This is a genomic window from Sphingobacterium corticibacter, assembly GCF_003076635.1.
Lineage (GTDB): Bacteria > Bacteroidota > Bacteroidia > Sphingobacteriales > Sphingobacteriaceae > Sphingobacterium > Sphingobacterium corticibacter.
On record NZ_QDKG01000004.1, the window covers coordinates 115,612 to 138,137 of the forward strand.

At 42.9% G+C, this 22,526-nt stretch carries 24 protein-coding genes; 18 read left to right on the forward strand and 6 right to left on the reverse strand.

Features of this window, described 5'->3' with window-relative positions:
* Positions 1-17: 17 nt before the first annotated feature.
* The 9 genes from pyrH to purE all read left to right on the forward strand — a co-directional run bounded on the left by pyrH (position 18) and on the right by purE (position 7,461).
* Positions 18-722: a UMP kinase gene (pyrH, locus tag DC487_RS11750; protein ID WP_116776167.1), complete on the forward strand. Its 705-nt coding sequence runs from the start codon at positions 18-20 to the stop codon at positions 720-722.
* A 16-nt stretch (positions 723-738) separates the two neighbouring features.
* Positions 739-1,302 (forward strand): ribosome recycling factor, encoded by a 564-nt coding sequence (gene frr / locus DC487_RS11755; protein WP_116776168.1) that lies wholly within the window; start codon positions 739-741, stop codon positions 1,300-1,302.
* A 101-nt stretch (positions 1,303-1,403) separates the two neighbouring features.
* Positions 1,404-2,408: a sugar phosphate isomerase/epimerase family protein gene (locus DC487_RS11760; RefSeq protein WP_116776169.1), complete on the forward strand. Its 1,005-nt coding sequence runs from the start codon at positions 1,404-1,406 to the stop codon at positions 2,406-2,408.
* 119 nt (positions 2,409-2,527) lie between these two features.
* Positions 2,528-3,211 (forward strand): zinc metallopeptidase, encoded by a 684-nt coding sequence (locus DC487_RS11765; protein ID WP_116776170.1) that lies wholly within the window; start codon positions 2,528-2,530, stop codon positions 3,209-3,211.
* 97 nt (positions 3,212-3,308) lie between these two features.
* Positions 3,309-4,652 (forward strand): signal recognition particle protein, encoded by a 1,344-nt coding sequence (gene ffh / locus DC487_RS11770; RefSeq protein WP_116776171.1) that lies wholly within the window; start codon positions 3,309-3,311, stop codon positions 4,650-4,652.
* A 59-nt stretch (positions 4,653-4,711) separates the two neighbouring features.
* Positions 4,712-5,299 (forward strand): NADH-quinone oxidoreductase subunit A, encoded by a 588-nt coding sequence (locus DC487_RS11775; protein WP_116776172.1) that lies wholly within the window; start codon positions 4,712-4,714, stop codon positions 5,297-5,299.
* 5 nt (positions 5,300-5,304) lie between these two features.
* Positions 5,305-5,811 (forward strand): NADH-quinone oxidoreductase subunit B, encoded by a 507-nt coding sequence (locus DC487_RS11780; protein ID WP_116776173.1) that lies wholly within the window; start codon positions 5,305-5,307, stop codon positions 5,809-5,811.
* A gap of 1 nt (position 5,812) precedes the next feature.
* The gene (locus tag DC487_RS11785; protein ID WP_116776174.1) at positions 5,813-6,955 is read left to right on the forward strand and encodes a 5-(carboxyamino)imidazole ribonucleotide synthase; all 1,143 of its coding nucleotides are present in this window, start codon (positions 5,813-5,815) and stop codon (positions 6,953-6,955) included.
* Positions 6,955-7,461, forward strand: a complete 507-nt coding sequence (gene purE, locus DC487_RS11790) for a 5-(carboxyamino)imidazole ribonucleotide mutase (protein ID WP_116776175.1) — start codon at positions 6,955-6,957, stop codon at positions 7,459-7,461. Before DC487_RS11785 ends, purE begins: the two co-directional genes overlap by 1 nt.
* A gap of 61 nt (positions 7,462-7,522) precedes the next feature.
* Here the strand turns inward: purE and DC487_RS11795 are convergent, their stop codons facing one another.
* Together DC487_RS11795 and DC487_RS11800 are read right to left on the reverse strand one after the other, a co-directional pair.
* Entirely contained in the window at positions 7,523-8,113 is a 591-nt protein-coding gene (locus tag DC487_RS11795) for an RNA polymerase sigma factor (RefSeq protein ID WP_116776176.1), read from the reverse strand.
* Positions 8,114-8,327: 214 nt separating this feature from the next.
* Positions 8,328-9,599: a serine hydroxymethyltransferase gene (locus DC487_RS11800; protein ID WP_116776177.1), complete on the reverse strand. Its 1,272-nt coding sequence runs from the start codon at positions 9,597-9,599 to the stop codon at positions 8,328-8,330.
* Between the two features lie 221 nt (positions 9,600-9,820).
* On the opposite strand from DC487_RS11800, the gene DC487_RS11805 reads away from it, so the two are divergent.
* The 7 genes from DC487_RS11805 (at position 9,821) to DC487_RS11835 (ending at position 17,471) form a co-directional block, all read left to right on the forward strand.
* The gene (locus tag DC487_RS11805; RefSeq protein ID WP_066755066.1) at positions 9,821-10,174 is read left to right on the forward strand and encodes a HesB/IscA family protein; all 354 of its coding nucleotides are present in this window, start codon (positions 9,821-9,823) and stop codon (positions 10,172-10,174) included.
* Positions 10,175-10,489: 315 nt separating this feature from the next.
* Positions 10,490-13,900, forward strand: coding sequence for an isoleucine--tRNA ligase (ileS, locus tag DC487_RS11810; protein WP_116776178.1), 3,411 nt, complete (start codon positions 10,490-10,492; stop codon positions 13,898-13,900).
* 3 nt (positions 13,901-13,903) lie between these two features.
* Complete coding sequence (locus tag DC487_RS11815; protein WP_206367770.1) at positions 13,904-14,287, forward strand: TraR/DksA family transcriptional regulator; 384 nt, start codon at positions 13,904-13,906, stop codon at positions 14,285-14,287.
* A 101-nt stretch (positions 14,288-14,388) separates the two neighbouring features.
* Positions 14,389-15,045, forward strand: a complete 657-nt coding sequence (locus DC487_RS11820; RefSeq protein WP_116776180.1) for a lipoprotein signal peptidase — start codon at positions 14,389-14,391, stop codon at positions 15,043-15,045.
* A 17-nt stretch (positions 15,046-15,062) separates the two neighbouring features.
* On the forward strand, positions 15,063-16,010 hold the full coding sequence (locus tag DC487_RS11825; RefSeq protein WP_207774404.1) for a M20/M25/M40 family metallo-hydrolase: 948 nt from the start codon (positions 15,063-15,065) through the stop codon (positions 16,008-16,010).
* A 12-nt stretch (positions 16,011-16,022) separates the two neighbouring features.
* Positions 16,023-16,928 carry an SDR family oxidoreductase gene (locus tag DC487_RS11830; protein ID WP_116776182.1) on the forward strand — a complete coding sequence of 302 codons (906 nt, stop codon included), beginning with the start codon at positions 16,023-16,025 and terminating at the stop codon, positions 16,926-16,928.
* 12 nt (positions 16,929-16,940) lie between these two features.
* Positions 16,941-17,471: an acyl-CoA thioesterase gene (locus DC487_RS11835; protein WP_394341838.1), complete on the forward strand. Its 531-nt coding sequence runs from the start codon at positions 16,941-16,943 to the stop codon at positions 17,469-17,471.
* A 7-nt stretch (positions 17,472-17,478) separates the two neighbouring features.
* Here DC487_RS11835 and DC487_RS11840 read toward each other — a convergent pair whose 3' ends face one another.
* The 4 genes from DC487_RS11840 to DC487_RS11855 all read right to left on the reverse strand — a co-directional run bounded on the left by DC487_RS11840 (position 17,479) and on the right by DC487_RS11855 (position 19,893).
* Positions 17,479-17,886 carry an EVE domain-containing protein gene (locus tag DC487_RS11840; protein ID WP_116776184.1) on the reverse strand — a complete coding sequence of 136 codons (408 nt, stop codon included), beginning with the start codon at positions 17,884-17,886 and terminating at the stop codon, positions 17,479-17,481.
* Between the two features lie 37 nt (positions 17,887-17,923).
* Positions 17,924-18,274 carry a gliding motility protein GldC gene (gene gldC, locus DC487_RS11845; RefSeq protein WP_116776185.1) on the reverse strand — a complete coding sequence of 117 codons (351 nt, stop codon included), beginning with the start codon at positions 18,272-18,274 and terminating at the stop codon, positions 17,924-17,926.
* 63 nt (positions 18,275-18,337) lie between these two features.
* On the reverse strand, positions 18,338-18,577 hold the full coding sequence (locus DC487_RS11850; RefSeq protein ID WP_116776186.1) for a hypothetical protein: 240 nt from the start codon (positions 18,575-18,577) through the stop codon (positions 18,338-18,340).
* Entirely contained in the window at positions 18,574-19,893 is a 1,320-nt protein-coding gene (locus DC487_RS11855; RefSeq protein WP_116776187.1) for a DEAD/DEAH box helicase, read from the reverse strand. Before DC487_RS11855 ends, DC487_RS11850 begins: the two co-directional genes overlap by 4 nt.
* 126 nt (positions 19,894-20,019) lie before the next feature.
* Here DC487_RS11855 and DC487_RS11860 point away from each other — a divergent pair, with 126 nt between their 5' ends.
* Together DC487_RS11860 and DC487_RS11865 are read left to right on the forward strand one after the other, a co-directional pair.
* Positions 20,020-22,158 (forward strand): S46 family peptidase, encoded by a 2,139-nt coding sequence (locus tag DC487_RS11860; RefSeq protein WP_116776188.1) that lies wholly within the window; start codon positions 20,020-20,022, stop codon positions 22,156-22,158.
* 136 nt (positions 22,159-22,294) lie between these two features.
* Positions 22,295-22,477: a histone H1 gene (locus tag DC487_RS11865; protein WP_116776189.1), complete on the forward strand. Its 183-nt coding sequence runs from the start codon at positions 22,295-22,297 to the stop codon at positions 22,475-22,477.
* Positions 22,478-22,526: the final 49 nt, after the last annotated feature.

The following is a 22,526-nucleotide window of genomic DNA, read 5'->3' on the forward strand; positions in this document are numbered from 1 at the left end:
CACTCCAAAAAACACATATGAAATACAAACGGATCCTACTAAAACTAAGTGGAGAAGCTTTGATGGGAGAGCAAAGCTACGGTATTGATATCAATCGTGTCCAACAATACGCCAAAGACATTCAGGAAATTCACAGCATGGGATTGGAAGTCGCTATCGTGATCGGTGGTGGCAACATTCACCGCGGACTAAGCGCGGAAAAAGCTGGAATGGATCGTGTACAGGCAGACTATATGGGCATGCTTGCCACAGTAATCAACAGTATGGCTTTGCAAGATGCGCTGGAGAAAAACGGTATGAAAACCCGTTTGCTGACGGCCATCAAAATGGAGCAAATCTGCGAACCATTCATTCGTAGACGTGCCGTACGTCACCTCGAAAAAGGGCGTGTTGTGATCTTCGGAGCAGGAACCGGAAACCCTTATTTCACGACTGATACTGCAGCTTCCCTACGTGCCATTGAGATCAATGCCGATGCGGTACTCAAGGGAACACGTGTGGACGGCATTTACACTGCCGATCCAGAGAAAGATCCTAATGCACAGAAATTCGAACAAATCTCCTTTACAGAGGTTTATGAGAAAGGATTGAATGTGATGGATATGACGGCATTCACCCTGTGCCAAGAAAACAACCTTCCCATCGTTGTTTTTGACATGAACAAAGCAGGAAACCTTAAAAAATTGGCTGAAGGCGAAGACATCGGCACCATAGTTAGTTAATAAAGATTATCAAGATATGAATGAGTTAATTTCTTTCGAATTAGACGATTGCAAAGACAGCATGAATAAATCGGTAGCACATACCGAAAATGAGTTGACAAAAATCCGTGCAGGCAAAGCCTCTCCAGGTATGTTAGATGGTGTTTTCGTGGATTATTATGGTGCTGCTACACCGTTAGCGCAGGTAAGTAATGTCAACACGCCTGATGCTCGTACGATTGTCGTTCAGCCATGGGAAAAGTCTTTAATTGGTGCTATCGAGAAAGCTATCATCGATGCTAATCTAGGCTTGAATCCACAGAATGATGGTATCGTGATTCGCTTAGCTGTACCAGCTCTTACCGAAGAAAGAAGACGAGATTTAGTCAAAAAAGTAAAAGAAGAAGCAGAACGTGGTCGCGTGTCAATCCGTAATATTCGTAAAGATGCCAACGAGTCAATCAAAAAATTGAAAAATGACGGCGTTTCAGAAGACGAGATCAAAACAGGTGAAGCCGAAGTACAGAAGCTAACCGACAGCTATATCGTTAAAGTAGATCAATTGGCTGATCTGAAAGAGAAAGATGTGATGACGGTATAAAAACCGCTCTATCAAAAAAATAAGAAAGGATTTCTAGTTTATAGAAATCCTTTCTTATTTTTGGTATAACCACAACAATAAACCCAACACAAACACATACCATGAAATCTATCAATCGCAGAAACTTCTTACGTCACTCTGGTCTTGGCTTAGCGGCCGCAGCGTTGGCTCCGCACTGGTTATCCTGTAGCTCCACAGAGGACGTTACCGGTTCGCCATTCAAAAATATTGGGATTCAATTATTCACACTACGTGATCTATTGGATAAAGATGCCAAAGATACCTTAGAAAATGTAGCAAAGGTGGGCTACAAACACGTCGAAACTTTTGGTGTCAATACGGGCAATAGTAGCTTTTGGGGAATTCCGGTAGCAGATTTAGTCAATATCCTGAAAGATAATAACCTGAAAACCCACAGCGGGCATTATGACCTCAGCAATTACCTGACAAAAGGAAGCACACAACCCGAAGACATCAATAAATACATCGAGATTGCACATACACTAGGTCAAGAGTACATTGTTGCTCCTGTTCCTCCGATGAACGATCTCAATAAATTGACCGCGTCTGATTATCAGTTTTTCGCAGAACAGCTCAATGCTGCGGGTGAATTATCGAAGAAAGCAGGCATCAAGATGGCCTATCATAATCATTTCTGGGAATTTAGACCTTTTGGCAATGGCACCAAAGGACTAGATATCTTGATTGCCTTCACTGATCCTGAATTGGTGGACTTCGAATTAGATCTTTACTGGGCCGTGAAAGCGGGTGAAAAACCACAAACCTATTTTGAAAAGTATCCGAACCGTTTCCCGATGTGGCACGTAAAAGATATGGATCGTAGCTTTAGTGATCCTTTGGTAACTCCAGAAGTAAATCCACGCACGGGGAAACGGGAGCCAATGGATCTTGGCGAAGTATTCAAACAGATCAAATACGCCGAAGTGGGATCTGGCAGTATTGACTTTGCCAATATCATCCGCTTCGATGAGCAATCTGGGTTGAAATATGCTTTTGTAGAACAAGATGAGATCTACATGCCTAACAAATTTGAGAGCATAAAGAAAAGTTACGATTACGTACAACGCAACTTAGCTAAATCGTAATTCTACTGCCATAATTGCAGTGCTTTCAAAATAAACAAGACAGAAATACTATATTTAGCTTATTCGGAGGATTGGAATATTTTTTGAGTAAGTTTCAGTAGACATTAAGACGAAAGAATATGTATTGGATTATTTTTATAGGAATTGCCGTAATCAGCTGGATCGTACAATATCGATTCAAGAGTAAATTTAAGAAGTACTCGGAAATGCCCCTTACATCGGGTTTATCAGGTGCCGAAGTAGCAGAAAAGATGCTGCGCGACAACGGATTGACGGATGTAGAAATCATTTCGGTAGAAGGACAATTGACGGATCACTACAACCCGGCCAACAAAACAGTAAACTTGAGCCCAGAAGTATACCACGGTCGTAGCGTGGCTGCTGCTGCGGTAGCTTCACACGAATGTGGACACGCTGTACAACATGCTACTGCGTACTCTTGGTTACAATTTCGCTCGGCATTAGTACCGATTGTGAGCATTGCTTCCCGCATGACTACCTGGGTACTATTGGGAGGTATATTGTTGATGGCATTTTCTGGAAACATTTGGGTATTGGCGATTGGTGTTGGTGCTTTAGCGCTTACCACATTGTTTAGCTTTGTAACGCTTCCAGTAGAATTTGATGCCTCAAACCGCGCATTAGCTTGGTTAGATGGTGCAAATATCACACACAGCACAGAAGAGCATGATGGCGCAAAAGACGCTTTGAAATGGGCCGCTATGACTTACGTGGTTGCAGCATTAGCATCATTAGCTACTTTATTGTACTACGCTTACATCCTTTTTGGACGTAGAGACTAAGTATACTAAAGCGTATAAAATTTATAAAGCCGGGGCATTGCTCCGGCTTTTTTTGTTAGATTTGCACTACGTATCATATTGCGGATAATACAGGATTATGTTTTCAAACTTACAAGACAAATTAGACAGAGCGTTTAAAGTCCTTAAAGGACAAGGTAACATTACGGAAATCAACGTGGCCGAGACCATGAAGGAGATCCGGAAGGCATTGTTGGATGCCGATGTGAACTACAAAACCGCTAAATCTTTTACCGACGAAGTAAGAACGAAAGCATTAGGTCAAAATGTATTAACCAGCATCTCCCCTGGTCAGTTGCTCACCAAGATTATGAGCGACGAATTGACCAACCTGATGGGTGGTTCAGTAACGGAATTAGAGATCACCAAAAATCCAACGGTTATCTTGATCGCTGGATTGAACGGTGCGGGTAAAACTACTTTCTCTGGAAAACTAGCCAACTTTCTACGCGAACAAAAAGGTAAGAAACCATTGTTGGTAGCGGGTGACGTATACCGTCCGGCAGCGATCGATCAATTAGAAGTATTAGGACAGCAAGTCGGCGTACCTGTTTACGTAGACCGTGCATCCGAAGATCCGATTGCCATTGCTGTAGCCGGTGTTGCCGAAGCAAAACGCAATGGTAATAATGTCGTGATTATCGATACGGCTGGTCGTTTGGCGATTGACGAGGCCTTAATGGTCGAGATCACGGCCGTTAAAGAAGCGACACAACCACACGAAATTTTGTTCGTAGTTGATTCCATGACCGGACAAGATGCCGTAAATACCGCAAAAGCGTTCAACGATCGTTTGGATTTCACCGGTGTCGTCTTAACCAAATTAGATGGTGATACACGTGGTGGTGCAGCGTTATCGATTAAATCTGTCGTCAACAAGCCGATCAAATTTATCGGTACAGGCGAGAAGATGGAAGCGCTAGATGTATTCCACCCCGATCGTATGGCTTCCCGTATCTTGGGTATGGGTGACGTGGTTTCCTTAGTAGAACGTGCACAACAGCAATTTGACGAAAAAGAAGCTGCTGAACTTCAGAAAAAAATTCGCAAGAATAAATTCGATTTCAACGATTTCAAATCCCAGATCCAACAGATCAAAAAAATGGGTAATATGAAAGACCTGATGGGCATGATCCCGGGTGTTGGAAAAGCTATAAAAGACATTGAAATCGAGGACGACGCTTTCAAACCTATCGAAGCGATCATCGATTCAATGACACCATACGAACGTCAGAATCCAGACGTTATTGATCAGAAAAGACGCGTACGAATCGCCAAAGGTTCGGGCACGAATATCGACGAGGTCAATAAGCTAATGAAGCAATTTGGTGATATGCGTAAGGTGATGAAACAAATGTCTAATCCAGGAATGATGGCTAAGATGATGCGCAATATACCAAAATCTCCAGGCAAACCTTTCTAAGAAAACGGGATACATTTCTTTTTTTTCTTGGACAAGTACATTTTCCTTAACTTTGTAGTATGGATGACCCCGCACAGTTATCAGAATATGGAAAAATACTATCTCTTGCGATAGTAGGCCTTATTTTGGTGTGTGGTACCATCTTCACAGCGAAGCTGATCTCTCCGAAGAAACCTAATCCAATCAAGCAAAGTACGTACGAATGTGGTGAAGAAGCACTCGGCACTTCTTGGGTTCAATTCAATCCAAGATTCTATGTCGTCGCCTTAGTTTTCTTACTTTTCGATGTCGAGCTGATCTTTATCTTTCCGTGGGCAACCGTTTTTGGCAATGCCGAATTTATTGCTTGGGACGGACGATGGGGATGGTTTACTTTGATTGAAATGGCGATCTTTATCGGTATTTTGGTCGTCGGATTGGTGTACGTTTGGAAAAATGGAGATCTTAATTGGATCAAACCGAAGACACAGATTCCGCGCGTGGATGTGCCTATTCCGGCATCAGCTTACGATTCCATTAACCAAAAAACATACGCTGTACGCAGCTATCAGCAAACTACTGCAGAGCAGATCGAACCGGCGAAGATCGAGAAAGCGGCTTCCGCTAAGCCTGGTTTTACACCTCGTTTCAAAAAAGCTAAAGATTAACAAGTATGGAGCAAGCAGGACAACAAGGCGGCGTGATGATCGCCAAGATGGACGACCTATTAAATTGGGCTCGACTTTCTTCCCTTTGGCCACTTAGCTTCGGAATCGCCTGTTGTGCGATCGAAATGATGGGTGCTATGGCAGCAAACTACGATTTGGATCGTTTAGGAGTGTTTCCGCGGCCTTCGCCACGACAGTCGGATGTGATGATTATCGCTGGCACCGTGACATTCAAAATGGCTGACCGGATCAAAAAATTATACGAGCAAATGCCCGAGCCGCGGTACGTGATCTCAATGGGCTCTTGCTCCAATTGCGGCGGACCCTACTGGCAACATGGTTATCATGTGGTGAAAGGTGTGGACAAAATCATTCCAGTCGATGTGTATGTACAAGGTTGTCCACCAAGGCCGGAAGCACTCATTGGCGCATTTTTAGAATTACAGAAAATAATAGAAAAAGAAAATCTGCTGAAGGAAAATATCTTCCCGCAAGCAGTAGCAAACACATAATATGGGAAAAGATTTTTATGGGGACTTACGTTTGGGTATTCTGGGCGGTGGCCAATTAGGCCGCATGCTTATCCAAGACGCGATTAATTACAACGTGAGTATTCACGTGTTGGATCCCGACCAGAATGCCCCTTGCAAACGACTCTGCAATCACTTCGAAGTAGGTTCATTATCAGACTTCGACACGGTGTACAACTTTGGTAAAGGCCTTGATATGATCACTATCGAGATCGAAAAAGTCAATGTAGATGCCTTAGAAAAATTAGAAGACGAAGGCGTCTTAGTGTATCCACAATCACGCGTGATTCGCTTGATTCAGGACAAAGGATTGCAGAAACAATTCTTCAAACAAAACGATATCCCTACCGCACCATTCCAATTTGTATCGGCCAATGAAGGCTTGCAACAAATCGACTGGTCATTCCCCTACATCCAAAAACTCCGCAAAGACGGTTACGACGGTAAAGGGGTTAAGAAAATAAATAGCGCTGCCGATCACAAAACCGCTTTCTCCGAACCTTCTATCATTGAAAAAATGGTAGATTTCGAAAAGGAAATCGGCATTATTGTCGCGCGCAATGACCATGGCGATGTGAGCACATTTCCGATGGTAGAGATGGAATTCAATCCACAAGCCAACCTAGTAGAATTTCTGATCTCTCCTTCTACCTATTCCGAAGAGATACAAGCGGAGGCCGAAGAGATCGCAAAAAAGATTGCCAACGATTTGCAAATAGTCGGCTTGCTAGCAGTAGAAATGTTTTTGACGAAGACAGGCGAGATCCTAGTCAACGAATTGGCTCCGAGACCACACAACAGTGGCCATCAAACCATTGAAGGCAATGTTACTTCTCAATTCAATCAACATTTGCGTGCGATTTTCAATTTGCCGTTAGGCAATACAGACAATCTTCAACATGCCGTCATGATCAATGTATTAGGCGAAGATGGCTACGAAGGTTTGGCAAAATATGAAGGCGTAGAAGATATTCTTGCTATAGAGGGCGTATACGTGCATCTTTATGGAAAGAAAATAACCAAACCATTTCGCAAGATGGGCCACGTCTGCATCGTAAACGAAGATCGCGAAACAGCTATCGCAAATGCCCGTAAAGTCCAATCAATCTTAAAAGTAATAGCATAATGAGTACAAATAATCCGCTAATTGGGATCATCATGGGGAGCAAATCTGATCTTCCGGTGATGCAAGATGCGATCAACGTATTGAAACATTTAAATGTCCCTTTTGAAGTATCCGTAGTATCTGCTCATCGTACGCCACAGCGTATGTTTGATTATGCGAATGCTGCCGCAGAACGCGGCCTGAAAGTCATTATTGCTGGAGCTGGCGGTGCGGCGCACTTGCCTGGCATGGTCGCTTCGATTACGCACTTACCTGTTATTGGTGTTCCGGTAAAATCTTCGAACTCGATTGACGGGTGGGATTCTATCTTATCCATTTTACAAATGCCGAATGGCATACCTGTGGCTACAGTGGCGCTGAATGCCGCAAAAAATGCAGGAATTCTGGCGGCGCAAATGGTGGCTATTGCCGATCCAAATGTGGCAGAGAAACTGATCGCTTTTAAAGCAGATCTAAAAGAGAAGGTAGAAGAATCGGCAGCAGAAGTAGAAAACACCAACTTCTAAACCGGGAGTCATACAACCAAAAAAAAATAAACGGGATAGTAAAGCCTAAATAGGCTATATACTATCCCGTTTGCAATATCATCTGATGATCTTCGATCATCTTGCGCAGGTTGCTCAAGGCATACCGCATCCGGCCTAATGCCGTATTGATACTCACCTCGGTTACATCCGCAATATCCTTGAAGCTCATATCACAAAAGTGACGCATGATCAATACTTCCTTTTGATCGTCAGGCAGTAGCTGAATCAATTTCTTAAGATCTAGATCACGTTGATCTTTGACCAACTTAGATTCGGCGTTGTCATCCGAAAATTGAAGTACCTCAAAAATATCAAATCCATCATTATTCACCACTGATGGTGCTCGCTTCTCCTTCCGGAAATGATCGATGACCATATTATGGGCAATACGCATTACCCACGGCAAAAACTTACCTTCATCATTATAACGACCCGCCTGAAGCGTGTTAATTACTTTAATAAAAGTTTCTTGGAAAATATCTTCCGCCAAAAAATCATCTTTGACCTGAAGGTAGATCGACGTATAAATCTTTGATTTATGTCGTTCTAAAAGAACCTGAAGGGCTCTTTCATCACCCGAAACGTACGCTTGGATCAACTCTTGATCACTCAATTTTTTTAGTATTTTCATAATGGTCTCCTAAGTACTAAGAGTTATATGTCCTTTTTTGCGTAGTCTTGTTTCGATAGGCGAAGTCCGTATTAGTGTTTATCAAATTGAATCAAAATATCTGACTATTCAAACATTTTGTTGTTCTTTTTAACGTTTATTCACAAAGCATTGCTACAAAAATAGCTCCACTTTTTTCAAAGTGGAGCTATTCATATCATCTATTTTGATGTATTTATTTGTACAATGGAAATTGACCCATCAATTCTACTACTTTACCGTGAATAGCAGCTAATTGTGTATCATTTCCAGCATTTACTAATGCCTCGTCGATCAATTCACCAATCTGAACAATTTCTTGCTCTTTGATACCGCGAGTTGTGATCGCTGCTGTTCCAAAACGCACGCCTGAGGTAACGAATGGAGAACGCGTATCAAAAGGAACCATATTCTTATTGGTGGTGATACCCGCTTTGCCCAATACTGCTTCGGCTTCTTTACCAGAGATATCTTTGTTACGAAGGTCCACCAACATCAAGTGATTGTCTGTACCGCCAGAAATGATGTGATAATCTTTCTCTACGAAGAATTTGGCCAAGGCAGCGGCATTTTTCTTCACCTGCACGATATAATCCATGTATGAGTCGCTCAATGCTTCGCCGTAGGCAATTGCTTTAGCTGCGATCGTGTGCTCCAATGGACCACCTTGTGTACCTGGGAATACTGCAAGATCTAATAATTGTGTAATCGTACGAACATCGCCTTTAGGTCCTTTGATTCCCCAAGGATTTTCAAAATCTTGTCCAACCATGATCATACCGCCACGTGGCCCGCGCAATGTTTTGTGCGTTGTCGTGGTTACGATGTGACAGTGTGGAAGTGGATCGGTCAATAAACCGCGCGCGATCAATCCAGCTGGATGCGAGATGTCGGCTACCACTAAAGCGCCCACTTCATCCGCTACTTTGCGAATACGTGCATAATCCCAATCGCGTGAGTACGAAGACGCACCACAGATAATTACTTTTGGTTTCTCGCGGCGCGCTGTTTCCTCCAATTGATCGTAATCGATCAACCCTGTTTCTTTTACGACACCATAGAAATGTGGCTCATACAATTTACCTGAAAAGTTTACTGGAGAACCATGTGTCAAGTGACCACCATGAGAAAGGTCAAAACCTAAGATCTTATCACCCGGCTTAAGGATCGCTAAAAAGACAGCAGCATTTGCTTGCGCTCCAGAGTGAGGTTGAACGTTCACCCATTGTGCACCGAAAAGTTGCTTAGCACGATCAATAGCGATATCTTCAATCTGGTCAACCACTTCACAGCCACCATAATAACGTTTTCCCGGTAAGCCTTCTGCGTATTTGTTCGTTAAAACGGAACCAGCAGCTTCCATCACCTGCTTGCTGACAAAGTTTTCTGAGGCAATTAATTCAATACCCTCCTCTTGACGTTTTAGCTCCTCCGCTATCAGATTAAATATAGCCTGATCTCTTTCCATATTGTATGTAAATTTTAGTAGATTTTACTCTTTTAATAATTGTGAGCAAATATACTTCTTATTTAAGAACTTATCTAAAATCTAGTGCTATTTTAATGATCTAATCAATGCAGGCACGATATCTTTGAAATGTAGCCCTATTGTCAAAAACATAGCATCCAAAATATTGTATTAAAAAATGTGTATTTTTGTTAAGGATTAAAGATTAAAAGGTAAGGATTATGAGTACAGAAAGTATAGTAGCTCCGGCACCTCTTACGTTGACGGAAGGAGCTATAAAAGAATTACGAAAACTGATCGATCAGCAAGAGATTAGTCCTGATTTTGGTTTGCGCGTAGGTGTAGAAGGCGGCGGATGCTCGGGCATGAGCTACCTTTTGGGCTTCGACCAAAAAAAGGAAGGCGATAGCGAATACAATATTGAAGGCATCCGTATTTTTATGAACAAAGGACATGGATTGTACCTTGCTGGTATGGAAGTAGACTTTAAGAACGGATTGGATGCCAGAGGATTCACTTTCAACAACCCGAATGCTTCGAGCACCTGTGGTTGCGGAAGTTCATTCTCCGCTTAGTACTTTCTTAGCGCATCCTATTTGATATACCACTCTTTGGAGTGAACTAGCAATTAAAGGCGTTTATTCTACCTGCTTAAGGGAAGAATAAATGCCTTTTTCAATCAGGGTATTTATATAAAGCTCGTCTCAAATTCGTGCGTAATATTCAACATCTGTTCGAACAAGACGCTCCATGATATAAATTCTCTTTTTCTCTCTCAAAACAACGTTCGCATCCACTTAAAAATGATATTTCAACGATCTGGAATGCAGGTTCATCCTTTCGGCGAAAATATGTAAATTAGCGACCTTTAAAAACTGATAATACAAGTCATGTACAAAGAATATAAACAACTAAATCTACCCGAAATCGGTAAGGAAGTATTGAAGCGTTGGGAATCGGATAAAATCTTTGAAAAAAGTATTTCGAACCGCCCTGCCAGCAAGCCTTATACTTTCTACGAAGGTCCTCCATCGGCGAATGGGATGCCCGGCATCCACCACGTAATGGCGCGGGCGATTAAGGATATATTCTGCCGCTACAAGACATTAAAAGGTTTTCAGGTAAAGCGTAAAGGCGGATGGGATACGCATGGCCTACCGATCGAATTGGCGGTAGAAAAAACATTAGGCATCACCAAAGAAGATATCGGCAAAAAAATCACCGTAGAAGCATATAACGAAGCTTGTCGCAACGAAGTGATGCGCTACACCGATGTGTGGAACGACCTAACGATGAAGATGGGTTACTGGGTTGATTTGGAAAATCCGTACATCACTTACAAAAATAGCTACATCGAGACGCTGTGGTTTCTATTGCAGAAACTGTACAAAAAAGGATATTTATACAAAGGATATACGATCCAACCGTATTCGCCTGCGGCCGGTACAGGTTTGAGCTCCCACGAGCTTAATCAACCGGGCACATATCAGGATGTGAAAGACACCACCATTGTCGCTCAATTTAGACTAGACAAAGGACAGGTGCATCCGTTGATCGGCACTTTGGTAGAAACTCCCGAAGAAGATGTCGCTTTCATCGCTTGGACAACTACGCCATGGACTTTACCTTCCAACACAGCTTTGGTCGTTGGCAAAAACATTGACTACGTCAAAGTGCGCACTTTCAATCAATATACCGGCGAGCCCGTATCTGTTGTGCTCGCACAAAACTTGATCAACAAGCATTTCAAAGCCGAAGGGAAAGATGCGTCGTTTCAAGATTATAAGTTAGGCGACAAAATCATTCCTTGGGAAATAGTAGCCAACTTCAAAGGCGAGGAACTGGTAGGATTACGTTATCATCAATTGATGCCGTACATCACTTCTGATGAGTTGATCGAAAAGGGTTTCCGTGTTATTCCGGGAGATTTCGTTACGACAGAAGATGGTACCGGTATCGTACACGCCTCACCTACTTACGGTGCAGACGATTTTCGGGTAGCTAAAGAGCACGGCGTACCAGCCATCTTGGTAAAAGATGAAAACGGCAAAGACGTACCAACGGTAGATCGTACAGGTCGCTTTGTCAAAGAAATCACCGACTTCGGCGGTCGCTTCGTGAAAGAAGAATATTACAGCGCCGAGGAGCGTGCAGATAAAGATTTCCGCCCAACGGATGTACTTATAGCGATCAAGCTGAAAGAAGAAAATAAAGCGTTTGACGTTAAGAAATACGAACACACTTATCCGCACTGTTGGCGCACCGACAAGCCGATTTTGTACTATCCGTTGGATAGTTGGTTCATCCGCACCACGGCCGTAAAAGATCGTTTGGTAGAACTAAATAAAACCATCAACTGGAAACCAGAATCAACCGGAACGGGTCGCTTTGGCAACTGGTTGGAAAATTTGGTGGATTGGAATCTATCGCGCTCGCGCTATTGGGGCACGCCGCTTCCGATCTGGCGTAGTGAAGATGAGAATGAAGAAATCTGTATCGGTTCGATCGCAGAGCTAAAATCGCGTTTGGAAGATGCTGTACAATCGGCTGCACTTTCTGACGAGGAGAAAGCGGTGAACCAATCTTATTTGGATAAATTCGGCACAGAAGAGCTGGATCTGCACCGTCCTTACGTGGACGATATCGTATTGGTATCTGATGGCGGACAGAAATTGTTCCGCGAGCCAGATCTGATCGACGTATGGTTTGACTCGGGTGCGATGCCATATGCCCAATGGGGATTGGATCAGGAGAAATTGGCTGCTGGCGAGGACATGCCATTCCGCCCAGATTTCTTGAATGCTTTCCCAGCAGATTTCATCGCCGAAGGTGTGGATCAGACCCGCGGTTGGTTCTTTACGTTGCATGCGATCTCGACTATGGTCAAAGATTCGGTCGCATTCAAAAATGTCATCTCCAATGGTCTGGTATTGGACAAAAATGGCAACAAAATGTCCAAACGATTGGGCAACGCCGTCGATCCATTCAGCACTTTAGAAAAATACAGCGCTGATGCCACGCGTTGGTACATGATTAGCAATGCATCACCTTGGGAAAACCTTAAATTCAATGAAGAAGGTTTGGATGAGGTACGCCGTAAGTTCTTCGGAACGATCTACAATACCTATGCATTCTTTGCATTATATGCGAACATAGACAAATTCTCGTACAGCGAGCCAGATATCGCTTTAGCCGAACGTCCGGAGATTGATCGTTGGGTATTATCGTTACTAAATAGCTTGACGCAAGAAGTGGATACATACTACAACGAATACGAGCCAACCAAAGCTGCGAGGGCAATTCAAACCTTTGTGGATGAAAATCTAAGCAACTGGTACGTGCGTTTGTGCCGTCGTCGTTTCTGGAAAGGAGATTACAGTGCAGATAAGATCTCGGCCTACCAAACATTGTACACTTGTTTGGACACGTTGTCTAAATTGATCGCTCCAATTGCACCATTCTTCGCGGATAACTTATATCTGGATCTGAACAATGCTACGAAAAAGGAATCATTTGAATCTGTGCATTTGGCTGATTTCCCTACCTTCAGCACCGAGGTGATTGATACCGACTTAGAAGAGCGTATGCGTTTGGCACAAGACATTTCGTCACTGACATTGTCATTGCGTAAGAAGACGAGCATCAATGTGCGTCAGCCTTTAGAAAAGATTTTGCTACCGGTATTGGACAGTGCTTTCCAAGCGAAAGTGGAGAAAGTACAGGAATTAATCTTGTCGGAGACAAATATCAAGCAAATAAATTTCATCACAGACACCACCGGTATTATCAAGAAAAAAATTAAACCAAATTTTAAAGCCCTTGGCGCTAAGGTAGGCAAGGATATGAAGCCTGTGGCTGCAGCAATTCAAGCTTTCAGCGCGGCCGACATTCAGGAGCTGGAAACCAACAATCAGCTGGCTTTGAATGACCTACCATACACCATTACGTTGGAAGATGTAGAAATTATTGCGGAGGACGTGGAAGGCTGGCAAGTGGCTAACTTAGGCAGATTGACCGTCGCATTGGATGTGCATATTTCGCCAGAATTGCGCAAAGAGGGTCTTGCTCGCGAATTAATCAATCGAATTCAAAATATTCGCAAGGATAAGGGATTTGCAGTCACAGACCGTATCCAAGTGACTATCAGCGACAATACGGAAATCCGCGAAGCGGTTACCGATAATTTGTCGTATATTTGCACCGAGATTTTAGCTGACGCCCTCAACTTTGGCAGTATTTCTGTAGGAGACAGCGTTGAGATAGACGAAAAGAATTTATTGCTATTGGTTGAAAAAAATTAAATTATGGAAAAATTTGAAAAAACACGTTATGGCGACGCGGAACTTCAAGAGTTTAAAGCAATTATTCTTGAAAAACTTCGCGTAGCTAAAGAGGAGCTTTCCTCATTGACCAAATCGTTAAGCAATAGCAATGCGAATGGTACGGACGATACCGCCGGTACGTACAAAACCTTAGAAGATGGATCTGCCACATTAGAGAAAGAGCAAATCAATCAGTTGGCTGCCCGTCAAAAGAAATTTATTGACAACTTAGAAGCTGCCTTAGTGCGTATCGAGAATAAAACTTATGGTGTATGCCGTGAGACTGGCAAGCTGATCCAAAAGGAACGTTTGAAGGCAGTGCCACATACGACATTGAGTATCGAAGCAAAAAACAAGCAATACTAGACATTAATTTTACAATTTAAGACTGTCCAAATAGCCGGAGGGTACTTTATTATCAAAGTAGACTCCTATATTTGGACAGTTTTACTGTTTTGTACATATACATGAAAGCCTACTCGCGTCCGTTACTATTAATCTTTGGGGTATTATTGATCGACCAACTTTCCAAATTTTGGGTGAAGTTGAGTATGACTATCGGACAGGATATCCCTGTGCTAGGTGATAAGTTTCTCATCCACTTCATCGAAAACAATGGCATGGCTTGGGGAATGGAGTTTGGTGGCGACTATGGCAAGCTTTTACTTACCTTATTTCGTATTGCAGCGATCTGCGGTATCGGCTATGGTCTGCACCACATGATCAAAAACAACTACCACAAAGGATTTATCCTGAATGTTGCTTTGATCATGGCAGGCGCTATGGGCAACATTATTGATAGTGTTTTCTATGGCCGTATTTTTAGTGAAAGCACCTTTTACGAGAAAGCGGAACTATTCCCTGCGGGCGGCGGTTACGCTTCGTGGTTTCATGGCAAAGTGGTAGACATGTTGTACTTTCCACTTTTTGAGGGCACGTTCCCGACTTGGTTTCCAGTATGGGGCGGTGAGAATTTCCTCTTCTTTAGCCCTGTATTTAATATCGCCGATTCGGCGATATCGGTTGGCGTTTTCCTGATCTTGATCTTTCAAAAAAGATATTTCAAAGAGGAAGATGACCAAAAAGAACAGAAGAAAACCATAACTGCCGAAAACTCCATCTAATACCTAAAGAATATCCTATGTCTTTTTCTCGCTACGCTTTCTGGATGATGGCACTCTTCGTACTGTTGGGCACACCTGCTGTACTAGCCCAATCGAGCAAAGCGATCTTGAAACAACACATTTATTATCTGGCTTCGGACGAAATGAAAGGTCGCGAAACAGGTAGTACACAAGTAGAACAAGCAGCGCAGTATATCGAAGCGGCATTCAAAAATTACGGTTTACAACCGAAAGGCACTGATGGTTACCGCCAAGATTTCACGGCAAAAATTACGCGTGTACCCGTGACAGATTCATTACGCGCAGCAGCGAATATTATTGGTTTTCTGGATAATGGTGCTGCGAAGACGATCGTGATCGGAGCACATTATGACCATTTGGGTCACGGCACAATCGGTGGTTCGCGCGACACGTTGCATATTGGCGAGATCCATAATGGCGCAGACGACAACGCATCCGGCGTAGCCGGGTTGCTAGAGCTGGCGCGTCACTATAGCCAGAACGAAGTGAAAGAATCCTTCAACCTGCTTTTCATTGCCTTTGGCGCTGAAGAACTGGGCTTGTTAGGTTCCAAGCATTTCACACAAAACCCTACCATTCCGTTGAATCAAATTCATTGGATGCTCAATATGGATATGATTGGCCGCTATCAGCCTGAAAATGGCTTGGCCATTATTGGCCATGGCACTAGCCCAGCATTCGTCGAGATCTTTGACGGCGTTACCAGCGACATCAAATTTTACACGAGCAAAGATGGCAACGGCGGATCAGATCAAACATCGTTTTACAAAAAAGATATTCCGGTGTTGTTCTTCCATACCGGCGGACACCCTGACTATCATATGGCCAGCGATGATGCCGATAAAATTGACTATAAAGCATTGCAATCCATCGTTGATCTGGAAATAAAAATCATCGACAAATCAATGCTTGTGGCAAAAATGCCATTTCAGTGGACCAACTAATCTACATTCGCTATGCGCGTACTCATTACCGGTTCTAATGGATTTCTCGGACAAAAGTTAGTCAAGCGATTAGCAGCCGAATCAGGCTACAGTCTATTGTGCACTTCCGGTTCAGCAGATCGTATTAGTCAAGATACTCCACACGATTTCTTACAGGTAGATTTTAGCGATCCTAAACCATTATTGGAGGCCATAGCCAGTTTCCGACCGACTCATATTATCCATACGGCCGCAATCAGCAGTGTGGATGTCTGCGAAAAAGATCCTAGGCAATGTCAAACGGTGAATGTAGATATCGTGCGCGAGTTGGCCGCTGTGGCACACAAGCAAGATATTCACCTTACCTTTCTCTCGACTGACTTCGTGTTCGACGGACAGAACGGACCTTACACGGAAACCGATACTACATCTGCCTGCAATGCCTATGGACAAAGTAAAGTTGATGCGGAAAAGGTCTTACACGATTCGGGTTGCCGACATGCGATTCTTCGAACCATCTTAGTGTATGGCACACCCAATAAAGGCAGCACTGCACGTAATCTGGTGATTTGGGCAAAAGAAGCCTTATCTAAGCAGGAAGCTATTCGGGTGGTATCCGATCAATGGCGCATGCCCACTTGGGTAGAAGATTTAGTCGAAGCCTGCCATCTGGCGGCAAAGAAACAGGCGAATGGTATTTACCATATCAGTGGTGACGAGATGTTTTCTGTGGAAGAAATCGTACGCGAAGTAGCCGATTATTGGAAGTTGGATCCGTCGCTGATCACACCGATCACAGCGCAGGAAATTGGTCAAGACAAAAATCGACCTCGAAAAACAGGTTTTATCTTAGATAAAGCCAAACGTGAACTTGGCTATACGCCTACCCTATTTCGTACATCCTTGGAGCGGATCGAGGAAGAATTAAACAGTATTTAACGAATAATGACCATGCAACAAGCAAAAACAGCCAATCACTCCTATACGGAGATGAACGAATTGGTACTCCCGAATGATACCAACACCTTTGGCAACCTGATGGGTGGAAAATTATTGTACTGGATGGATATCTGCTCGGCAATGGCCGCACAGAAACACTGCAACAATGTGGTCGTTACGGCATCGGTAGACAATGTTTCTTTCAGAAGATCGGTCAAGCTAGGTGAAGTCGTGACCATTAAAGCACAAGTTACCCGTGCATTTAATAGTTCTTTGGAAGTGCGTATGGAAGTTTTTGCACAAAATCTCCCGAAAGGTACAATGGAAAAATCCAATGAGGCGTATTATACTTTCGTAGCATTGGATGAAGATGGTAAGCCAAAAGCAGTGCCGATGCTTATTCCTGAAACCGAAGGCGAAAAAGCATTATATACCTCCGCATTGCAAAGAAGGGAACTGCGTTTGATCTTATCAGGAAAACTAAAACCAGAGAACGCAGAAGTATTGCAAGATCTGATCAAGTTATTTCAAAAAGGAGAATAGCTAACGCTTAGCTATTCCCCATTTCCACAATACGGTCAAATTCTGCTTGCTTTAGCGGCATCACCGACAAGCGGCCTTGCCTTACCAAAGCCACATCTTCCAACATTTTATCTGCTTTGATCGCTTCTAGCGTGACTGGCCGTTCAAAAGATTGTACAGGTGCCAAATCTACGACCACCCATTTCTCATCATCCGTCGTAGGATCTTGATAGAACTCTTTCACGACCTTGGCCATACCGACTACTTCCTTGCCTTCATTGCTATGATAGAAAAGCACTAGATCGCCTTTCTTCATGGCTTTCATGTTATTGCGCGCTTGATAATTGCGCACACCATCCCAAAAAGTTTGACCGTCTTCATTAAACTGATCCCAACTGTATTTGAAAGGTTCGGACTTCACTAAAAAGTAATTCATATGCAAGGAATGATTTAATCGTTTAAAAGTGGATGGCTTAGCTTTGCTGCTCTAATACTTCCATCTTCTCCGCAAAATGAGCACAGTAGTCGCGCAAATCTCCGATTACTTTCTCTGCCATTGGATCACCGCCAGAAGCGCGTAAAAAGGAATCGCCCAATGTTTGCACCGTTTCGTAAAAGAAACGCTTCATCTCATCGTACGGCATATCTTTGGTCCACAAGTCAATACGCAATGAATTCTTGTATTGCGCATCCCAAAGCGCTAAGAACATCGCTTTAGATACCATCTCGTCTGATGTTTCACCATCAGAGGAAGACCAACGGATGACTTCCGGAACATTTTTATCGTCTAACTCTACATTGAGTTTTATCTCTGCTTTCTTCATATCTCTTCTTACTAAAATTATAAACGTGTTTTTATATCAACCCCAAAAACTCATGGGTATTCATTATAGGATTTTGATAAGCACGGCACATACCGCCGTAAATAGAATAAACGTAATCTGCATCCACCATAGCTTTTGCGTATCGCGCGCCCACAGTCTACACAAAATATCAACCACCAGCACCACAATGACTAATAAGATAAGCCAGCCCCAAGAGAACAGCGCTTTGCCTTCCTCTCCTAATTCGGAGATAGCCCATACTAAGATGCATGCTAGTACGATATTTAGCGGAGACAATCTCATCGACGTTTTGCGGTTTTTTTAGAGCTTCGTTTGTTGCCGCCGCTGCCAGACTTAGACTTCTTTGGTTTCGGGGTGAATTTTTTCTCGTGAAATGCTCCTTTGAAGTCTGGATTTTCCTTACGCATCTGCATATCAATCTCGCGCGCAATAGCTTGCCTTTCATCAAATCCCGTTGGCTCCACAATCACACCTTCAGGCAGTTCCAGTACTGGAATGGACTGCCTAATGAGCTTCTCGATTTTCTTGACGTAATATTCTTCGGCCGGATTGCAGAATGTAATCGCATCACCATTATTAAACGCTCTTCCCGTACGGCCAATGCGGTGTACATAATCTTCGATTACAATAGGTACATCAAAGTTGATGACATGACTCACATTGGAAACATCCAAACCGCGCGCCGCCACATCCGTTGCGACAAGAATACGTACATCACCTTCTTTAAAAGCATTGATTGAGTTTATGCGTGTATTTTGTCCTTTGTTGGCATGGATAACACGCACTTCATCCGAACTATATTTGCGATCGAGGTACACGAAAATATTGTCCGCTACGGTCTTGGTTTTGCAGAAAACGATCACTCGGTGAAAAGCTTCGTCGTCTTTAAATAAAACCTGTAGTAAATTAAGCTTCGTTCTTAGGTTAGGAGCTTTATATAGCACCTGCGTGACAGTAGATGCGGGTGTTGCTTGTTCTGTGACTTCAATCACCGTTGGAAAGGCTAGAAAATCGCCGGCTATTTTGCGCACCAGCTCACTCATGGTCGCCGAAAAAAGCATATTTTGCCGTTTTCGAGGTAACACTTCTAGAATGCGGTGAATTTTACCGATGAATCCCATGTCCATCATCTTATCGGCTTCGTCCATCACCAAAAATTTAATCATTTTGGTCTGGATATGCTGGGAAAGATAAAGATCTAGGAAACGACCCGGTGTCGCGACGATAATGTCACACCCTTTCTCTAATTGCTCTTTTTGTGTTTTCGGCCCTAAACCGCCATATAATAATACCGTACGCAGATCGAGGTAAGTAGAAAAAAGACGAATTTGCTCTTCAATCTGCATCGCCAGTTCTCTGGTTGGCGATAAGATCAGCGCTCGCGGATGATCGCCTTGGGCGTATTTTAATGCCATTAACAACGGCAATACAAATGCCGCTGTTTTTCCGGTGCCCGTTTGGGCAATCCCCATAACATCTTGTCCTGACAGCAAAGGCGTAATCGCCTTTTGCTGAATCTCGGTAGGCACAGTATATCCTGCCTCCGCAATTGCGTTCAACAGTTGTCTGTTGAGTTTAAAATCTTCAAAAGATGCCATCGTACAAAGATAGTAAAACCTATGACAACCCGTAGAATAGGATGCTCACCGCATAGTCATATCAATGGGTTTTGTTTTCAGGATTATTTGCGCGAATTTTGTCAACACTATATAAACACAACATACATGAAAAGAATAACGTTTATCTTACTGCTATCCGTAGTAAGCCTTGCTGCTTGGGCAGACGAAGGAATGTGGTTTTTGATGCACCTCAAAAGGCTAAATGAAGCCGACATGCAGAAAAAAGGACTACAGCTAACCGCAGAAGAAATTTACAGCATCAACAACTCGAGCATTAAAGATGCCATTGTACAATTCAATGGCGGCTGTACGGCAGAGATTGTGTCTAAGACAGGTCTAGTATTCACGAATCACCACTGTGGTTATGGCGCGATCGCGGAGCTATCTACGCCAGAGAAAGATTACTTAACGAATGGCTTTTGGGCACAAAACTACCAAGAGGAATTAAAGCCGAAATCGCTTTACGTACGTTTCTTTGTACGCATGGATGATGTTTCAAAACGTATCTTAGGTTTGGTGAACAATAGCATGAGCGAGAAAGAGCGCGAGCAAATCATCAACAAAGAAATCGCAAAGATCGAACAAGAAAACAGCGAAGGTGGTAAATATGTGGTATCCGTACGCCCTTTTTACAATGGCAATGAATATTACTATTTCGTATACCAAGACTATACTGATGTCCGATTAGTAGGTACGCCTCCCAACAGCATTGGGAAGTTTGGTGGCGACACGGATAACTGGGAATGGCCACGCCACACCGGAGATTTCTCGGTTTTTCGTGTATATGGCGATAAAGACGGTAATCCAGCAGCATACTCTACAGAAAACGTACCTTTAAAACCAAAATACTCGTTGCCAATTAGCATTAAAGGAATCAAAGAAGGCGACTTCTCGATGATTTTAGGTTACCCTGGCAGAACCAATAGATGGATGAATGCGGCCGGCATTGATCAAAACGTGAAATTTGCGTATCCGGCTTGGGTGGAAGCCTCAAAAGCAGGTATGGATGCCATGAAAAAACACATGGATCAGCATCAAGAGGTTAAATTAAACTATGCGTCTACATATTCTGGCGTAGCCAATTACTGGAAAAATCGTCAAGGTATGATCGATGCATTGACCAAACATGGCACTGCGGCTACCAAACGTAAGCAAGAAAAACGTTTTCAAAAATGGGCAAATCGTCCAGAAAATAAAGAATTGTATGGCCAAGTATTGCCTACAATTAACGCATACTATGCAGCTACGAATGCAAAAGCGCGCCATGATAATTACCTGACTGGATTATTACGTTCTTCGTCTTTAGCGGCTATTCCTTCTTCATTAGGGAATGGATTGATCCAATACAGTCAAGAGAATGAAGCCAAGCGCCAAGAAATGCGTCCTCGCTTGGAAGCCTACATCACAAATAACTACGAGAAGATGTACTTGCCGTTGGAGAAAGATGTATTAGCGAGCGAATTGAACTTGTATACAGCCAAAGCAGGCGATGTTGCTCCTTATTTTGCGACAATGGCCAGCAAAAATCAAGGTAATTTTTCAGCAGATATTGACGCTGCCGTGGAAAAAAGTCTTTTCAAATCGATGGAAAGTCTTCATACTTTCTTAGATAATCCTGACGCCGCAACGGTAGAAAATGATCCCTTGTTTCAACTATCATCTGCCTTAATGCAGAAGTATCGCGAGACCTCTCCAGAGCTCGAAAAAGAGAAAGATGCGTTCCAAACAGCGCAACGTCTGTATGTGAAAGGCGTTTTGGAGATGGATCCAAAAGGAAAATATTATCCTGATGCAAATTCTACTTTACGCTTAACTTATGGTAGTATTCGTGCCCTTCCTAAAGATAAACGTAATGATGCTAAGGTGAATAACTACACCACATTAACAGGCACAATTGCGAAGTATATACCTGGAGATGAGGAGTTTGATCTTTCAGAAAAATTGATAGAGTTAGAAAAAAACAAGGACTATGGACGCTACGCAGATAAGGCAGGACACTTGCCTGTTAACTTCCTTAGCGACCAAGATATTACTGGTGGAAACTCCGGATCTCCTGTTTTAAATGCAAAAGGTGAATTAATTGGCATTGCATTTGACGGTAATATTGAAGCAATGGCGGGAGATGTGATATTTGACCCCAAATTGCAACGTACTATATCTGTTGATATACGCTATGTGTTATTTATCATTGATAAATATGCTGGCGCGAAAAACATTATTAACGAGCTGACAATTGTAGATTAACAGGTCCTAAAGGCACATTGATAAAAAAACTAAAAAATTACTTTTTAATAGAACCTTTTGTATATTTATCCTATCTTAGGATCACATCTAGATAAAAAACGACTTTTATATTAATTATTTATTATTGTATTCAAACATGAAAAATTTCAATCAACTAAAAGACCTTCTTGCTTCAATCGAAGGTGACGCTGACAAGTTCTTCAACAATGGCAACGCCGCTGCTGGAACACGTGTACGTAAAGGACTACAAGAAATCAAAACTTTAGCTCAGGACATTCGTAACGAAATTACTGCAGCTAAAAATGATGCAAAGAAATAAGGCCTAACACCTTAATCTTAAAGATAAATGAGCTCAGTACCAAAAAGGT

Coding starts and splice junctions, on each gene's coding strand:
- DC487_RS11765 (WP_116776170.1), top strand. CDS start 2,528: ATGTATTGGATTATTTTTATAGGAATTGCCGTAATCAGCTGGATCGTA.
- frr (WP_116776168.1), top strand. CDS start 739: ATGAATGAGTTAATTTCTTTCGAATTAGACGATTGCAAAGACAGCATG.
- DC487_RS11825 (WP_207774404.1), top strand. CDS start 15,063: ATGTCTTTTTCTCGCTACGCTTTCTGGATGATGGCACTCTTCGTACTG.
- ileS (WP_116776178.1), top strand. CDS start 10,490: ATGTACAAAGAATATAAACAACTAAATCTACCCGAAATCGGTAAGGAA.
- DC487_RS11830 (WP_116776182.1), top strand. CDS start 16,023: ATGCGCGTACTCATTACCGGTTCTAATGGATTTCTCGGACAAAAGTTA.
- DC487_RS11780 (WP_116776173.1), top strand. CDS start 5,305: ATGGAGCAAGCAGGACAACAAGGCGGCGTGATGATCGCCAAGATGGAC.
- pyrH (WP_116776167.1), top strand. CDS start 18: ATGAAATACAAACGGATCCTACTAAAACTAAGTGGAGAAGCTTTGATG.
- DC487_RS11760 (WP_116776169.1), top strand. CDS start 1,404: ATGAAATCTATCAATCGCAGAAACTTCTTACGTCACTCTGGTCTTGGC.
- gldC (WP_116776185.1), bottom strand. CDS start 18,274: ATGAAGAAAGCAGAGATAAAACTCAATGTAGAGTTAGACGATAAAAAT.
- DC487_RS11795 (WP_116776176.1), bottom strand. CDS start 8,113: ATGAAAATACTAAAAAAATTGAGTGATCAAGAGTTGATCCAAGCGTAC.
- DC487_RS11785 (WP_116776174.1), top strand. CDS start 5,813: ATGGGAAAAGATTTTTATGGGGACTTACGTTTGGGTATTCTGGGCGGT.
- DC487_RS11850 (WP_116776186.1), bottom strand. CDS start 18,577: ATGAGATTGTCTCCGCTAAATATCGTACTAGCATGCATCTTAGTATGG.
- purE (WP_116776175.1), top strand. CDS start 6,955: ATGAGTACAAATAATCCGCTAATTGGGATCATCATGGGGAGCAAATCT.
- DC487_RS11805 (WP_066755066.1), top strand. CDS start 9,821: ATGAGTACAGAAAGTATAGTAGCTCCGGCACCTCTTACGTTGACGGAA.
- DC487_RS11775 (WP_116776172.1), top strand. CDS start 4,712: ATGGATGACCCCGCACAGTTATCAGAATATGGAAAAATACTATCTCTT.
- DC487_RS11855 (WP_116776187.1), bottom strand. CDS start 19,893: ATGGCATCTTTTGAAGATTTTAAACTCAACAGACAACTGTTGAACGCA.
- DC487_RS11800 (WP_116776177.1), bottom strand. CDS start 9,599: ATGGAAAGAGATCAGGCTATATTTAATCTGATAGCGGAGGAGCTAAAA.
- DC487_RS11835 (WP_394341838.1), top strand. CDS start 16,941: ATGCAACAAGCAAAAACAGCCAATCACTCCTATACGGAGATGAACGAA.
- DC487_RS11815 (WP_206367770.1), top strand. CDS start 13,904: ATGGAAAAATTTGAAAAAACACGTTATGGCGACGCGGAACTTCAAGAG.
- ffh (WP_116776171.1), top strand. CDS start 3,309: ATGTTTTCAAACTTACAAGACAAATTAGACAGAGCGTTTAAAGTCCTT.
- DC487_RS11860 (WP_116776188.1), top strand. CDS start 20,020: ATGAAAAGAATAACGTTTATCTTACTGCTATCCGTAGTAAGCCTTGCT.
- DC487_RS11865 (WP_116776189.1), top strand. CDS start 22,295: ATGAAAAATTTCAATCAACTAAAAGACCTTCTTGCTTCAATCGAAGGT.
- DC487_RS11840 (WP_116776184.1), bottom strand. CDS start 17,886: ATGAATTACTTTTTAGTGAAGTCCGAACCTTTCAAATACAGTTGGGAT.
- DC487_RS11820 (WP_116776180.1), top strand. CDS start 14,389: ATGAAAGCCTACTCGCGTCCGTTACTATTAATCTTTGGGGTATTATTG.